At 68.6% G+C, this 16,393-nt stretch carries 9 protein-coding genes; 8 read left to right on the top strand and 1 reads right to left on the bottom strand.

Annotated elements, in window-relative coordinates; genetic code table 11:
• Positions 1–156 precede the first annotated feature (156 nt).
• From rpoB to tuf, 7 genes are all read left to right on the top strand, one after another.
• Positions 157–3,639, top strand: a complete 3,483-nt coding sequence (gene rpoB / locus ACIO92_RS13935) for a DNA-directed RNA polymerase subunit beta (RefSeq protein WP_366439665.1) — start codon at positions 157–159, stop codon at positions 3,637–3,639.
• 100 nt (positions 3,640–3,739) lie between these two features.
• Positions 3,740–7,654: a DNA-directed RNA polymerase subunit beta' gene (locus ACIO92_RS13930; RefSeq protein WP_402281341.1), complete on the top strand. Its 3,915-nt coding sequence runs from the start codon at positions 3,740–3,742 to the stop codon at positions 7,652–7,654.
• Between the two features lie 159 nt (positions 7,655–7,813).
• On the top strand, positions 7,814–8,638 hold the full coding sequence (locus ACIO92_RS13925; protein WP_366439663.1) for a hypothetical protein: 825 nt from the start codon (positions 7,814–7,816) through the stop codon (positions 8,636–8,638).
• A 303-nt stretch (positions 8,639–8,941) separates the two neighbouring features.
• A complete protein-coding gene (gene rpsL / locus ACIO92_RS13920; protein ID WP_003948652.1) occupies positions 8,942–9,313 on the top strand; it encodes a 30S ribosomal protein S12 in 372 nt (123 codons plus the stop codon).
• 2 nt (positions 9,314–9,315) lie between these two features.
• A complete protein-coding gene (gene rpsG / locus ACIO92_RS13915; protein ID WP_015035567.1) occupies positions 9,316–9,786 on the top strand; it encodes a 30S ribosomal protein S7 in 471 nt (156 codons plus the stop codon).
• Positions 9,787–9,825: 39 nt separating this feature from the next.
• Positions 9,826–11,952 (top strand): elongation factor G, encoded by a 2,127-nt coding sequence (fusA, locus tag ACIO92_RS13910; RefSeq protein WP_366439662.1) that lies wholly within the window; start codon positions 9,826–9,828, stop codon positions 11,950–11,952.
• A 151-nt stretch (positions 11,953–12,103) separates the two neighbouring features.
• Positions 12,104–13,297 carry an elongation factor Tu gene (tuf, locus tag ACIO92_RS13905; protein ID WP_366439661.1) on the top strand — a complete coding sequence of 398 codons (1,194 nt, stop codon included), beginning with the start codon at positions 12,104–12,106 and terminating at the stop codon, positions 13,295–13,297.
• Positions 13,298–13,501: 204 nt separating this feature from the next.
• Here the strand turns inward: tuf and ACIO92_RS13900 are convergent, their stop codons facing one another.
• Complete coding sequence (locus tag ACIO92_RS13900) at positions 13,502–15,478, bottom strand: PIG-L family deacetylase (protein ID WP_402281338.1); 1,977 nt, start codon at positions 15,476–15,478, stop codon at positions 13,502–13,504.
• Between the two features lie 210 nt (positions 15,479–15,688).
• On the opposite strand from ACIO92_RS13900, the gene ACIO92_RS13895 reads away from it, so the two are divergent.
• Positions 15,689–16,051 (top strand): YciI family protein, encoded by a 363-nt coding sequence (locus tag ACIO92_RS13895; RefSeq protein ID WP_402056619.1) that lies wholly within the window; start codon positions 15,689–15,691, stop codon positions 16,049–16,051.
• The last annotated feature ends 342 nt before the right edge of the window (positions 16,052–16,393 follow it).

Genomic DNA, 16,393 nt, shown 5'->3' with positions numbered 1-16,393 from the left:
CCCCTGCCCGTCACCAGGGGCATACCTTCGCATCAGCTTCGTGGACCGACCCCATCTGACCTGGCCTTCTGGTCGTCTCAGGAAAAGTCTGCCGTGAAGCGTTGCTGGGGGACCGGTACGCGCGTAGTGAGTCCGAGCCCTCGGAAGGACCCCCTCTTGGCCGCCTCGCGCAACGCCTCGACCAATACGAACAACGGCGCAAGCACCGCCCCGCTGCGCATCTCCTTTGCAAAGATCAGGGAGCCCCTCGAGGTTCCGAACCTCCTCGCGCTGCAGACCGAGAGCTTTGACTGGCTGCTCGGCAACGCCGCCTGGAAGGCTCGCGTCGAAGCGGCCCTCGAGTCGGGACGGGATGTCCCCACGAAGTCCGGCCTGGAGGAGATCTTCGAGGAGATCTCCCCGATCGAGGACTTCTCCGGGTCGATGTCGCTGACCTTCCGCGACCACCGTTTCGAGCCCCCGAAGAACTCGATCGACGAGTGCAAGGACCGTGACTTCACGTACGGCGCCCCGCTCTTCGTCACCGCCGAGTTCACGAACAACGAGACCGGCGAGATCAAGTCCCAGACGGTCTTCATGGGCGACTTCCCGCTCATGACGAACAAGGGCACCTTCGTCATCAACGGCACCGAGCGTGTCGTGGTGTCGCAGCTGGTCCGTTCGCCCGGCGTCTACTTCGACTCCTCCATCGACAAGACGTCCGACAAGGACATCTTCTCCGCCAAGATCATCCCTTCCCGGGGTGCCTGGCTGGAGATGGAGATCGACAAGCGCGACCTGGTCGGTGTCCGCATCGACCGCAAGCGCAAGCAGTCCGTCACCGTCCTCCTGAAGGCCCTCGGCTGGACCACCGAGCAGATCCTCCAGGAGTTCGGTGAGTACGAGTCCATGCGCGCCACCCTGGAGAAGGACCACACCCAGGGCCAGGACGACGCGCTGCTCGACATCTACCGCAAGCTGCGTCCGGGCGAGCCGCCGACCCGTGAGGCCGCTCAGACGCTGCTCGAGAACCTCTACTTCAACCCGAAGCGCTACGACCTCGCGAAGGTCGGCCGCTACAAGGTGAACAAGAAGCTCGGCGCGGACGAGCCGCTGAACGCCGGCGTCCTCACCACCGACGACGTCATCGCCACGATCAGGTACCTGGTCAAGCTCCACGCGGGCGAGACCGAGACGATCGGCGAGAACGGCAACGAGATCGTCGTCGAGACCGACGACATCGACCACTTCGGCAACCGCCGCCTGCGCAACGTCGGCGAGCTGATCCAGAACCAGGTCCGTACGGGTCTCGCCCGTATGGAGCGGGTCGTGCGCGAGCGCATGACCACTCAGGACGTCGAGGCGATCACGCCGCAGACCCTGATCAACATCCGGCCGGTCGTCGCCTCCATCAAGGAGTTCTTCGGCACCAGCCAGCTGTCCCAGTTCATGGACCAGAACAACCCGCTGTCGGGTCTGACGCACAAGCGTCGTCTCTCGGCGCTGGGCCCCGGCGGTCTCTCCCGTGAGCGGGCCGGCTTCGAGGTCCGAGACGTGCACCCGTCCCACTACGGACGCATGTGCCCGATCGAGACCCCCGAAGGCCCGAACATCGGTCTGATCGGTTCGCTCGCCTCGTACGGCCGCGTCAACGCGTTCGGCTTCATCGAGACGCCGTACCGCAAGGTCGTCGACGGCCAGGTCACCGACGAGGTCGACTACGTCACCGCCGACGAGGAGGACCGCTTCGTCATCGCGCAGGCCAACGCCGGGCTCGACGACGACCTGCGCTTCACCGAGAACCGCGTCCTGGTCCGCAAGCGCGGCGGCGAGGTCGACTACGTCGAGCCGTCGGACGTGGACTACATGGACGTCTCGCCGCGCCAGATGGTGTCGGTCGCGACCGCCATGATCCCGTTCCTCGAGCACGACGACGCCAACCGTGCCCTCATGGGCGCGAACATGATGCGTCAGGCGGTGCCCCTCATCAAGTCGGAGGCCCCGCTCGTCGGTACCGGCATGGAGTACCGCTGCGCCACCGACGCCGGTGACGTGCTCAAGGCCGAGAAGGACGGTGTCGTCCAGGAGCTGTCGGCCGACTACATCACGGTCGCCAACGACGACGGCACGTACATCACGTACCGCCTGCACAAGTTCTCCCGCTCCAACCAGGGCACCTCTGTGAACCAGAAGGTCGTCGTGGACGAGGGCGACCGCGTCATCGAGGGCCAGGTCCTCGCCGACGGTCCCGCCACCGAAGACGGCGAGATGGCCCTCGGCAAGAACCTCCTCGTGGCGTTCATGCCGTGGGAGGGCCACAACTACGAGGACGCGATCATCCTGTCGCAGCGCCTCGTGCAGGACGACGTCCTCTCCTCGATCCACATCGAGGAGCACGAGGTCGACGCCCGTGACACCAAGCTCGGCCCGGAGGAGATCACCCGGGACATCCCGAACGTCTCCGAGGAGGTCCTCGCCGACCTCGACGAGCGCGGCATCATCCGCATCGGTGCCGAGGTCGTCGCCGGTGACATCCTCGTCGGCAAGGTCACGCCCAAGGGCGAGACCGAGCTGACCCCCGAGGAGCGGCTGCTCCGCGCGATCTTCGGCGAGAAGGCGCGCGAGGTCCGTGACACCTCGCTGAAGGTGCCCCACGGCGAGATCGGCAAGATCATCGGCGTGCGCGTCTTCGACCGCGAGGAGGGCGACGAGCTTCCCCCGGGCGTGAACCAGCTGGTCCGCGTCTACGTCGCCCAGAAGCGCAAGATCACCGATGGTGACAAGCTCGCCGGCCGTCACGGCAACAAGGGCGTCATCTCCAAGATCCTGCCGATCGAGGACATGCCGTTCCTGGAGGACGGCACCCCGGTCGACATCATCCTCAACCCGCTGGGCGTCCCGTCCCGAATGAACCCGGGACAGGTCCTGGAGATCCACCTCGGCTGGCTCGCCAGCCGCGGCTGGGACGTCTCCGGCCTCGCGGACGAGTGGGCGCAGCGCCTCCAGGCCATCGGTGCCGACCAGGTCGCCCCCGGCACCAACGTCGCCACCCCGGTCTTCGACGGTGCGCGCGAGGACGAGCTCGCGGGTCTGCTGCAGCACACCATCCCGAACCGCGACGGCGAGCGCATGGTGCTCCCGACCGGCAAGGCGAGGCTGTTCGACGGCCGCTCCGGCGAGCCGTTCCCGGAGCCGGTCTCGGTCGGCTACATGTACATCCTCAAGCTCCACCACCTGGTCGACGACAAGCTCCACGCGCGTTCGACCGGTCCCTACTCCATGATCACCCAGCAGCCGCTGGGTGGTAAGGCCCAGTTCGGTGGCCAGCGCTTCGGTGAGATGGAGGTGTGGGCGCTGGAGGCTTATGGCGCCGCGTACGCCCTCCAGGAGCTGCTGACGATCAAGTCCGACGATGTGACCGGCCGCGTGAAGGTCTACGAGGCCATCGTCAAGGGCGAGAACATCCCTGAGCCCGGCATCCCCGAGTCCTTCAAGGTGCTCATCAAGGAGATGCAGTCCCTGTGCCTCAACGTGGAGGTGCTGTCCTCGGACGGCATGTCCATCGAGATGCGCGACACCGACGAGGACGTCTTCCGCGCAGCGGAGGAGCTCGGCATCGACCTGTCCCGGCGTGAGCCGAGCAGCGTCGAAGAGGTCTGACGGGAGTTCGGCGGCGGGGACCAGTCACGGTCCCCCCGCCGGCCCCAGGACCCCCGTATCAGACCCCAAGCCTTACAACCCTGAGAGGGATTGACGCATAGTGCTCGACGTCAACTTCTTCGACGAGCTCCGGATCGGTCTGGCCACCGCTGACGACATCCGTCAGTGGAGCCACGGCGAGGTCAAGAAGCCGGAGACCATCAACTACCGCACGCTCAAGCCCGAGAAGGACGGACTCTTCTGCGAGAAGATCTTCGGTCCGACCCGGGACTGGGAGTGCTACTGCGGCAAGTACAAGCGTGTCCGCTTCAAGGGCATCATCTGTGAGCGGTGTGGCGTCGAGGTCACCCGCGCGAAGGTGCGCCGTGAGCGGATGGGCCACATCGAGCTCGCCGCCCCGGTCACCCACATCTGGTACTTCAAGGGCGTTCCGTCGCGCCTCGGCTACCTGCTCGACCTCGCCCCGAAGGACCTCGAGAAGGTCATCTACTTCGCGGCGTACATGATCACGTACGTCGACGACGAGCGTCGTACGCGTGACCTGCCCTCCCTGGAGGCGCACGTCTCCGTCGAGCGCCAGCAGATCGAGAACCGCCGCGACTCCGACCTGGAGGCCCGCGCCAAGAAGCTCGAGAACGACCTCGCCGAGCTTGAGGCCGAGGGCGCGAAGGCCGATGTGCGCCGCAAGGTGCGCGAGGGTGCCGAGCGCGAGATGAAGCAGCTGCGCGACCGTGCGCAGCGCGAGATCGACCGTCTGGACGAGGTCTGGGCGCGCTTCAAGAACCTCAAGGTCCAGGACCTGGAGGGCGACGAGCTCCTCTACCGCGAGCTGCGTGACCGCTTCGGCACGTACTTCGACGGTTCGATGGGTGCCGCGGCGCTGCAGAAGCGCCTGGAGTCCTTCGACCTGGAGCAGGAGGCCGAGCGCCTCCGCGAGATCATCCGTACCGGCAAGGGCCAGAAGAAGACCCGTGCGCTCAAGCGCCTCAAGGTCGTCTCCGCGTTCCTGCAGACCGCGAACAGCCCCAAGGGCATGGTTCTCGACTGCGTGCCGGTGATCCCGCCGGACCTGCGTCCGATGGTGCAGCTGGACGGTGGCCGCTTCGCGACCTCCGACCTGAACGACCTGTACCGCCGCGTGATCAACCGCAACAACCGTCTGAAGCGTCTGCTCGACCTCGGTGCCCCCGAGATCATCGTGAACAACGAGAAGCGGATGCTCCAGGAGGCGGTCGACGCCCTCTTCGACAACGGCCGTCGTGGTCGCCCGGTCACGGGCCCCGGCAACCGTCCGCTGAAGTCCCTCAGCGACATGCTGAAGGGCAAGCAGGGTCGTTTCCGTCAGAACCTGCTCGGCAAGCGCGTCGACTACTCGGCGCGTTCCGTCATCGTCGTCGGCCCGCAGCTCAAGCTGCACCAGTGCGGTCTGCCGAAGGCCATGGCGCTGGAGCTCTTCAAGCCGTTCGTGATGAAGCGCCTGGTCGACCTGAACCACGCGCAGAACATCAAGAGCGCCAAGCGGATGGTCGAGCGCGGCCGCACGGTCGTGTACGACGTCCTCGAAGAGGTCATCGCCGAGCACCCGGTCCTGCTGAACCGTGCGCCCACGCTGCACCGCCTCGGCATCCAGGCCTTCGAGCCGCAGCTGGTCGAGGGCAAGGCCATCCAGATCCACCCGCTCGTCTGCACCGCGTTCAACGCGGACTTCGACGGTGACCAGATGGCCGTGCACCTGCCGCTCTCCGCGGAGGCGCAGGCCGAGGCCCGCATCCTGATGCTGTCCTCGAACAACATCCTGAAGCCCGCCGACGGCCGTCCGGTGACGATGCCGACCCAGGACATGGTCCTCGGTCTGTTCTTCCTCACCACCGACGGCGAGCTGCGCGACACCAAGGGCGAGGGCCGCGCGTTCGGCTCCACGGCCGAGGCGACCATGGCGTTCGACGCGGGCGAGCTGGCGCTGCAGTCGCAGATCGACATCCGCTTCCCGGTCGGCACCATCGCTCCCCGTGGCTGGGTTCCCCCGGTCAGCGAGGAAGGCGACGACCACGTCGGGGCAGGTGAGTGGCAGCAGGGTGACTCGTTCCGCCTGCGCACCTCGCTGGGCCGCGCGCTCTTCAACGAGCTGCTGCCCGAGGACTACCCGTTCGTCGACTACTCCGTCGGCAAGAAGCAGCTCTCCGAGATCGTCAACGACCTCGCCGAGCGCTACCCCAAGGTCATCGTGGCGGCGACGCTCGACAACCTGAAGGCGGCGGGCTTCTACTGGGCGACCCGTTCCGGTGTCACCGTGGCCATCTCCGACGTCGTCGTGCCCGAGGCCAAGAAGGCCATCGTCAAGGGCTACGAGGAGCAGGACGAGAAGGTCCAGAAGCAGTACGAGCGCGGTCTGATCACCAAGGAAGAGCGCACGCAGGAGCTCATCGCGATCTGGACCAAGGCGACCAACGAGGTCGCCGAGGCGATGAACGCGAACTTCCCGAAGACGAACCCCATCTTCATGATGGTCGACTCGGGTGCCCGAGGAAACATGATGCAGATGCGTCAGATCGCGGGTATGCGCGGTCTGGTGTCGAACGCGAAGAACGAGACGATCCCGCGTCCCATCAAGGCGTCCTTCCGTGAGGGCCTCACCGTTCTGGAGTACTTCATCTCCACGCACGGTGCCCGTAAGGGTCTGGCGGACACCGCCCTGCGTACCGCCGACTCGGGTTACCTGACCCGTCGTCTGGTGGACGTCTCGCAGGACGTGATCATCCGCGAGGAGGACTGCGGCACCGAGCGCGGTCTGAAGCTGCGGATCGCCGAGCGCGGCGCCGACAACGTGCTGCGCAAGACCGAGGACGTCGAGACCTCCGTGTACGCGCGGATGCTCGCCGAGGACGTCGTCGTGGACGGCAAGGTCATCGCGCCGGCCAACGTCGACCTGGGTGACGTGCTCATCGACGCCCTGGTCAACGAGGGCGTCGAAGAGGTCAAGACCCGCTCGGTCCTGACCTGTGAGTCGGCCGTCGGCACCTGTGCCTTCTGCTACGGCCGTTCGCTCGCCACCGGCAAGCTGGTCGACATCGGTGAGGCGGTCGGCATCATCGCCGCCCAGTCCATCGGTGAGCCCGGTACCCAGCTGACGATGCGTACCTTCCACACCGGTGGTGTGGCCGGTGACGACATCACCCAGGGTCTGCCGCGTGTCGTCGAGCTCTTCGAGGCGCGTCAGCCCAAGGGTGTCGCCCCGATCTCGGAGGCGGCGGGCCGCGTCCGCATCGAGGAGACCGAGAAGACCAAGAAGCTCGTCGTCACCCCGGACGACGGCACCGAAGAGACGGCGTTCCCGATCTCGAAGCGTGCCCGTCTGCTCGTGGGCGAGGGCGACCACGTCGAGGTGGGCCAGAAGCTCACCGTGGGTGCCACCAACCCGCACGACGTGCTGCGCATCCTGGGTCAGCGCGCGGTCCAGATCCACCTGGTCGCCGAGGTCCAGAAGGTCTACAACTCGCAGGGCGTGACGATCCACGACAAGCACATCGAGATCATCATCCGGCAGATGCTCCGCCGGGTGACGATCATCGAGTCCGGCGACGCGGAACTGCTGCCGGGCGAGCTCGTCGAGCGCTCGAAGTTCGAGACCGAGAACCGTCGTGTGGTCACCGAGGGCGGTCACCCCGCCTCCGGCCGTCCGCAGCTGATGGGTATCACCAAGGCCTCGCTGGCGACGGAGTCCTGGCTGTCGGCCGCCTCCTTCCAGGAGACGACCCGAGTGCTGACGGACGCGGCGATCAACGCCAAGTCCGACAGCCTCATCGGCCTCAAGGAGAACGTCATCATCGGTAAGCTCATCCCGGCCGGTACGGGTCTCGCCCGCTACCGCAACATCCGGGTGGAGCCGACCGAGGAGGCCAAGGCCGCGATGTACTCGGCCGTCGGCTACGACGACATCGACTACTCGCCGTTCGGCTCGGGTTCCGGCCAGGCCGTGCCGCTGGAGGACTACGACTACGGTCCGTACAACCAGTAAGCGGTAGTGGTACCGGAGGGCGGCCGTCCCGTGAGGGGCGGCCGCCCTCCGGCGTTCCCGCCGGAGATAGGTTGGCGGCCACCCGTCGGCGGTACCCGCCCGGGGCCGTCCCGCCGGGCCGCCGCCGGGCCGGGGAACCGTCCGACAGAGGAGCCGCCCGTGCCCGCCCGACCCCGTCTGCTGTACGTCACCGACCTCACCTATCCGGCCCGGGGACGGCGGTACGGGGACGAGGACACCCTGCTCACCGCCCGGCTGCGGGAGAGCTTCGACCTGGCCCTCTGCCATCCGCTGGACGCACCGGCCCTGATGGACTCCTTCGACGCCGTCGTGGTCCGCAACAGCGGGCCCGTCCTGGCGTACCGCGCGGCCCACGAGGAGTTCCGGGCCCGCGCCCTGGAGCGGGGCACCCGCGTCTACAACCCGCTGCACGGGCGCGGCGACATGGCGGGCAAGCAGTACCTGCTCGACCTGACGGCCGAGGGCCACCCGGTGATACCCACCGTGGAGCGGACGGAGGACCTGCACCTGCTGCCGGAGGCCGCCCTGTACGCGGTCAAGCCCAAGGACGGCGCGGACTCGCTGGGCCTGCGCTTCCTGCCGTACGAGGAGCTGGCGGGTCTCGACCTGGACGGGCTGCTCGTCCAGCCGAAGGTGGACTTCCGCTACGAGGTGTCCTTCGTCTACGTCGACGACCGGTTCCAGTACGCGCTCCACACCCCCGATCCGGCCCGCCGCTGGGTCCTGGAGCCGTACGAGCCGACCGGCGATGACCTCGCCTTCGCACGCCGCTTCCTCGACTGGAACGCCCTGGGCCACGGGGTCCAGCGGGTGGACGCCTGCCGGGCGCCCGGGGGAGAGCTGCTGCTCGTGGAGCTTGAGGACCTCAACCCGTACCTCTCGCTCGATCTGGTGCCGGAGGAGACCCGGGAGAGGTTCGCCGTCGAGCTGACGGATTCGCTGCTGAGGTTCCTCGCGGGGTGACCGGGGCGGCACGCTCCGTCTCCGGCCAGAGTTCCCGGGCCGGTGTGACGCGTGTCGCTGACCTGCGCGTGGGCATTTGTTTTGACCGGAGTCCATGCGATAGGTACGCTCATGCCTTGTGCCTGGGGTGTGCCTGGGCTCGTGTGCGTGTCTTCAGCCGCACGGCGAGTCCGTCACCGGCCACCGTGATTCCGCGCCTTCCCCGCTTCGGCGGGAGGCGGCGAGATCCGACACACCCGACCGCGTGGGTCGGCGAATGTTCCAGGTTAGTTTCACCGACGGCACACAGAAACCGGAGAAGTAGTGCCTACGATCCAGCAGCTGGTCCGGAAGGGCCGGCAGGACAAGGTCGAGAAGAACAAGACGCCCGCACTCGAGGGTTCCCCTCAGCGTCGCGGCGTCTGCACGCGTGTGTTCACGACCACCCCGAAGAAGCCGAACTCGGCGCTCCGTAAGGTCGCGCGTGTGCGTCTGACCTCCGGCATCGAGGTCACGGCCTACATCCCGGGTGAGGGTCACAACCTGCAGGAGCACTCCATCGTGCTCGTGCGTGGTGGCCGTGTGAAGGACCTGCCGGGTGTTCGTTACAAGATCATCCGTGGTTCCCTCGACACGCAGGGCGTCAAGAACCGTAAGCAGGCTCGCAGCCGCTACGGCGCCAAGAAGGAGAAGTAAGAATGCCTCGTAAGGGCCCCGCCCCGAAGCGCCCGGTCATCATCGACCCGGTCTACAGCTCTCCTCTTGTCACCTCGCTGATCAACAAGATCCTGCTGGACGGCAAGCGTTCCACCGCCGAGCGCATCGTGTACGGCGCCATGGAGGGTCTTCGCGAGAAGACCGGCCAGGACCCGGTCATCACGCTGAAGCGCGCGCTGGAGAACGTCAAGCCGGCTCTTGAGGTCAAGTCCCGCCGTGTCGGTGGCGCCACCTACCAGGTGCCGATCGAGGTCAAGCCGGGCCGCGCGTCCACGCTGGCCCTCCGCTGGCTCGTCGGTTACTCCCGCGCCCGTCGCGAGAAGACCATGACCGAGCGCCTCATGAACGAGCTCCTCGACGCCTCGAACGGGCTCGGAGCCGCGGTCAAGAAGCGTGAGGACACGCACAAGATGGCCGAGTCCAACAAGGCCTTCGCGCACTACCGCTGGTAGTCGCAACCCACATCGAGACCGAGAGAAGACTGAAGCCTTATGGCTACCACTTCGCTTGACCTGGGCAAGGTGCGCAACATTGGCATCATGGCCCACATCGACGCGGGCAAGACGACCACCACCGAGCGGATCCTGTTCTACACCGGCGTCTCGTACAAGATCGGTGAGGTCCACGACGGCGCTGCCACGATGGACTGGATGGAGCAGGAGCAGGAGCGCGGCATCACGATCACGTCGGCCGCGACGACCTGCCACTGGTCGCTCGAGGACGTCGATCACACGATCAACATCATCGACACGCCGGGTCACGTCGACTTCACCGTCGAGGTGGAGCGTTCCCTGCGCGTGCTCGACGGTGCTGTCACCGTGTTCGACGGTGTCGCTGGTGTCGAGCCCCAGTCCGAGACTGTCTGGCGTCAGGCGGACCGCTACGGCGTTCCGCGCATCTGCTTCGTCAACAAGCTCGACCGCACCGGTGCCGACTTCCTGCGCTGCGTCGACATGATCGTGGGCCGCCTCGGCGCCACCCCGATCGTCATGCAGCTCCCGATCGGTGCCGAGGCCGACTTCCAGGGTGTCGTCGACCTCGTCCGCATGAAGGCGCTCGTCTGGTCCGCCGACGCGAGCAAGGGCGAGATGTACGACGTCGTCGACATCCCGGCCGACCTCGCCGAGCTGGCCGAGGAGTACCGCGCCAAGCTCGTCGAGACCGTCTCCGAGAACGACGAGCAGCTCATGGAGCTCTTCCTGGAGGGCATCGAGCCCACCGAGGAGCAGCTCTACGCGGCCGTGCGCCGCATCACCATCGCCTCCGGCAAGGGCGGCGACACCACGGTCACCCCGGTGTTCTGTGGTACCGCGTTCAAGAACAAGGGCGTCCAGCCCCTGCTCGACGCCGTCGTCCGCTACCTGCCGTCGCCCCTGGACGTCGAGGCCATCGAGGGCCACGACGTCAAGGACCCCGAGGTCGTCGTCAAGCGCAAGCCGTCCGACGACGAGCCGCTGTCGGCCCTCGCGTTCAAGATCGCGAGCGACCCGCACCTCGGCAAGCTCACCTTCGTCCGGATCTACTCCGGTCGCCTGGAGGCCGGCACTGCGGTGCTGAACTCCGTCAAGGGCAAGAAGGAGCGCATCGGCAAGATCTACCGTATGCACGCGAACAAGCGTGAGGAGATCGACTCGGTGGGCGCCGGCGACATCATCGCCGTGATGGGCCTGAAGCAGACCACCACCGGTGAGACGCTGTGCGACGACAAGAACCCGGTGATCCTGGAGTCCATGGACTTCCCGGCGCCGGTCATCCAGGTCGCGATCGAGCCCAAGTCCAAGGGTGACCAGGAGAAGCTGGGTGTAGCCATCCAGCGTCTCGCTGAGGAGGACCCCTCCTTCCAGGTCCACTCGGACGAGGAGACCGGCCAGACCATCATCGGTGGCATGGGCGAGCTCCACCTCGACATCCTCGTCGACCGTATGCGTCGCGAGTTCAAGGTCGAGGCGAACGTCGGCAAGCCGCAGGTCGCGTACCGCGAGACGATCCGCAAGACCGTCGAGCGCGTGGACTACACCCACAAGAAGCAGACCGGTGGTACCGGTCAGTTCGCCAAGGTGCAGATCGCGATCGAGCCCATCGAGGGTGGCGACGCCTCCTACGAGTTCGTGAACAAGGTCACCGGTGGCCGCATCCCGAAGGAGTACATCCCTTCGGTCGACGCGGGTGCGCAGGAGGCCATGCAGTTCGGCATCCTGGCCGGCTACGAGATGACTGGCGTCCGCGTCATCCTTCTCGACGGTGGCTACCACGAGGTCGACTCCTCCGAGCTCGCGTTCAAGATCGCCGGTTCGCAGGCCTTCAAGGAGGCCGCGCGGAAGGCTTCGCCGGTCATCCTCGAGCCCATGATGTCCGTCGAGGTCACCACGCCCGAGGACTACATGGGTGATGTCATCGGCGACATCAACTCCCGCCGTGGCCAGATCCAGGCCATGGAGGAGCGCAGCGGCGCTCGCGTCGTGAAGGGCCTCGTGCCCCTCTCGGAGATGTTCGGCTATGTCGGAGACCTCCGCAGCAAGACCTCGGGTCGCGCAAGCTACTCGATGCAGTTCGACTCCTACGCCGAGGTTCCGCGGAACGTCGCCGAGGAGATCATCGCGAAGGCCAAGGGCGAGTAACTCTTCCGAGCGCACGCTTTAGGCTTGACACCAGTCGTCGGGGCTCGGCCCCCGGAACCCGAGGAACGGGCCCCGGCGACTGGCATCCCAGCAAAGATCACCTGGCGCCGATGAGTAAGGCGTACCAGAACCACTCCGCAGGAGGACCCCAGTGGCGAAGGCAAAGTTCGAGCGGACTAAGCCGCACGTCAACATCGGCACCATCGGTCACATCGACCACGGTAAGACGACCCTCACGGCCGCCATTACCAAGGTGCTGCACGACGCGTACCCGGACCTGAACGAGGCCTCGGCCTTCGACCAGATCGACAAGGCTCCCGAGGAGCGCCAGCGCGGTATCACGATCTCGATCGCGCACGTCGAGTACCAGACCGAGTCGCGTCACTACGCCCACGTCGACTGCCCCGGTCACGCGGACTACATCAAGAACATGATCACGGGTGCGGCGCAGATGGACGGCGCCATCCTCGTGGTCGCCGCCACCGACGGCCCGATGCCGCAGACCAAGGAGCACGTGCTCCTGGCCCGCCAGGTCGGCGTTCCGTACATCGTCGTCGCCCTGAACAAGGCCGACATGGTGGACGACGAGGAGATCCTGGAGCTCGTCGAGCTCGAGGTTCGTGAGCTCCTCTCCGAGTACGAGTTCCCGGGCGACGACCTTCCGGTCGTCCGCGTCTCGGCGCTCAAGGCGCTCGAGGGCGACAAGGAGTGGGCCGACAAGCTCCTCGGTCTGATGAAGGCCGTCGACGAGGCCATCCCGCAGCCCGAGCGTGACGTCGACAAGCCGTTCCTGATGCCGATCGAGGACGTCTTCACGATCACCGGTCGTGGCACCGTCGTCACCGGTCGTATCGAGCGCGGCATCCTCAAGGTCAACGAGACCGTCGACATCATCGGTATCAAGACCGAGAAGACCACCACCACGGTCACCGGTATCGAGATGTTCCGCAAGCTGCTCGACGAGGGCCAGGCCGGTGAGAACGTCGGTCTGCTCCTCCGTGGCATCAAGCGCGAGGACGTCGAGCGCGGCCAGGTCATCATCAAGCCGGGTTCGGTCACGCCGCACACGAGCTTCGAGGCCCAGTCCTACATCCTGTCGAAGGACGAGGGTGGCCGTCACACCCCGTTCTTCAACAACTACCGCCCGCAGTTCTACTTCCGTACCACGGACGTGACCGGCGTCGTGACCCTCCCCGAGGGCACCGAGATGGTCATGCCGGGCGACAACACCGCCATGACCGTTGAGCTGATCCAGCCCATCGCCATGGAAGAGGGCCTGAAGTTCGCCATCCGTGAGGGTGGCCGGACCGTCGGCGCCGGCCAGGTCGTCAAGATCAACGCCTGATCTTGAACTGACCTGGTGGCTCGCAGGAGCCGCTGAGCAGTAGGGAAGGGCCCCGCACCGAGAGGTGCGGGGCCTTTTCGTATGCCCGGGTGCGGGTGCGGGTGCGGGCCGAGGCCCGTACGGGCTTCTCAGGGGGAGCCCCTGGGGGGCGTACGAGCCCTTACGGGATCTCAGGGCGGGGCGCCCCCCCCTTGCGGGACCCCGTCAGGGGCGCCAGCTCCATGGACGGCAGTCGGGGCCGAGGCCCACCACGACCGGGCCCCGGGCCTCCAGGTGCAGAGCGGGGACCCCCACCGAGGGGCCTCCCTTACGGGTCCGCAGGGCGCCCCCGGCGCGTACCCGCACCCTGCCGTCCTCGCCGGTGCCGAGCAGCACCGTGCCCAGGGCCGCCGAGCGGGCGACGGACACCTCCCCGAAGCCGTCGAGGCCGCTGTCGCCCGCCGGGCCCAGCAGCGCGGCGGCGGCCGGGGCCCGGTAGTACAGCTCCCCTCCGGCCGAGGCCACCGTCGAGCCCGACACCGGCAGCCGCTCCGGCCGTACCGCCCCGTCCACCCAGTGCCGTACGGACTCCGGCCCGGCCGCGTACACGTGCACCCCGCCCGTGCCGTCGACGGAGACCGCCGGACGGTCCTGCAGCGGACCCGCCGACGGCAGCGCCCGCCACGGCCCCCAGGAGCCGTCCGCCGCCCGCACCCGGGCCGAGACGCCCCGCTCCGCGTTCCGTACGAAGAGGTGCACCCGCCCGTCGGGGGCCGTCACCGCCACCGGGGCGCCGACCCGGCGCCCCCGGTCGTCCTCCCGCTCCGGGTTCCCGAGCCCCCGCCAGGCCAGGAACGGGCCGCCGGGGGAGCGCTGCTCCAGGAGCACCAGCTCCCGCCGGTTCGCCCCGCCGTGCCCGTCGAGCGCGGAGAACCGCACCCCGAACAGCAGCAGGCGCCCGTCCGCCGTCACCGCCGAACCCAGCGCGGGCGCCAGCGGGCCGCCGCCCAGGTCCTCCGGATCGCCCCAGACACCGGGCGCCGACTCGCGCCAGCGGACCGCGCGCAGCCCCAGCACCCCGTACGCGGCGAGCCGCCCGCCCGGTTCCGTCACGGGCACGGGCCCCGCGCCCGGCCAGCGGTGGTGCGTGGAGCGGACCCAGCCCTTGCGGTTGGTGAGCGGCCGGTCGCCCCCGACGCCGTAGTCGCCGCACCCGGAGGGGTTCCCGCAGTGCCAGTCCGGGTCGCCCCCGTAGGGGACGAGCCGCGCGGCCTTCTCCCGGAGCGTGCGCGGCGGCAGGTTCTTGGGCCAGTGCCGGTTGTAGTAGCCCCGGAACGCGCTCGTCGTGAACGCCGGGACCGGACCGCCGTCCCGGACCGCGTCCGTGACCCAGCGGGCGAGCGCCGCCCAGGTGAAGGAGGCGGTCGCCGTGTGGTCCCCGTGGTCCGCGTACCCCGGCTGCTCGGAGTCCCGCTTCCGGGCCGCCTCGTCGCTGAGCTGGATGTCCGGATCGGGGTCCAGGGTGTGCACCACCGTCGGCCGGTAGCGGCGCAGCAGCCCGGCGAGGACCTCGACCAGCCGGTCGTAGTCGTAGCTGTCCGAACGGGTCAGCGGCGAACCCGCCGACAGACGGGTGGGCAGTTCCAGGGCCCGGTCGCCCCAGAGCGCGGGCAGCGCCATGTAGCGGCGGGTGGTGTGCATCGGCAGGTTGAGGAAGACCAGTTCGACCCGGCGGGTGCCGTGGACGAGGGTGTCGACCTCCGCGCGGCGCCCGCCCGGCAGCCCGAGGACCTCGCGCCGCCAGGGGGTGAACACCGGCAGCCCGAGCGCCACCGCGTACGACTGCCGCAGCCCCTGCTGGCGCGCGGCGGAGTAGGCGGCCCGGTCCGGGGGAGTCTCGGGCATCCCCGCGATCCGGTTCCTGCCGGTGTGCTCCCCGGCCGTCACGTACACCGTGACCAGCGGGACCCCGGCGTCGAGCAGCCGTTGCGCGTCGGGGTTCATGAAGTACAGGTCGTCGTCCGGGTGCGCGGCGAACTGCATGAGCAGCGCGCGGCGGGCCCGCGCGGAGGCGATCGGCCTGCCGGGCGCCGGGTCGGCCGTCGGCGCGGTCCTGCGCGGCTCGGGCACGGAACACCCGGCGGCGGCCGGGAGGACCGCGAGAGCGGCGAGAAGCGTCCGGCGACGGGGGGCTGGGGTCACGTGGGCGGTCCGTCCCTCGGTTCGGCGGTCCTCTGCAAGACGGATATCCGGTCGCCGGGGTTGTGCGCGGACCGGCGCGCGCTCGCGGAGATCCTTCCGGTGGAGGATTCCTCCGTGAGGACGGCCGGGGACGTCGAGAAGGCGGAACCGGCTCCGGCCGAAGGGCGACAGCGCGCCGCGGGGGCGCGCGGGACGGGGAGGACACCCGGAATGAAGTACGCCGCGATGATCTACGGCGACCAGGCGAAGCGGGACTCCTTCCCGGCCGGGGAGCGGCCCGAGGCGATCGCCCGCCAGGAGGCGTCCCACCGGAAGCACCGGGAGAGCGGCGAGCCGATCGGCGCCCACGGGATGGCCGGCGCGGCGCCCGCGCGGCCGGTACGGCGGGTGGACGGGGTCCCGGCGGTCACCGACGGCCCGTACCCGGAGACCGAGGAGCACCTGGCCGGCTTCTGCCCGCTGGACCGCGACAGCCCCGAGCGGGCCCGGGAGATCGCCGCGGACATGCCCTTCGCGGACGTCGACCCGGTCGAACCGCGGCCGGTCCCGCACGAGTCCGCGGCGGACGTGTGACGGCCGGACCGGGGGGCCGGGAGGGGGCGGCCGACGAGACGGTGGGCCGGGACGGGACGCCGGGCGGGACGGGTGCCCCTGCCGGGTCCCAGGCCGGGTCCCAGGCCGGGTCCCAGGCCGGGACCCCTTCCGGGACCCCCGCCGGGGTCCGGTCGGGGCTCCCCGACCCGGGCCGGGACCGGGCGGGGGACACCGGACCCGCGACCGGCGCCGAACGCCGGGAGCCGGGCCCTCCCGGGGCCGCCCGGTCCGAAGCCGGTCACGCGGGACGCGACCGCTCCGGGGCCGACCGCTCCGAGGCTGGCAGCCCGGTGTCCGACCGCCCGGTGTCCGGCCGCTCCG

The organism is Streptomyces sp. NPDC087215, from assembly GCF_044744885.1.
In the GTDB taxonomy this organism is placed as follows: domain Bacteria; phylum Actinomycetota; class Actinomycetes; order Streptomycetales; family Streptomycetaceae; genus Streptomyces.
The sequence above is the reverse complement of the archived record's forward strand: the minus strand, read 5'-3'. Positions and strand labels throughout refer to the sequence as shown.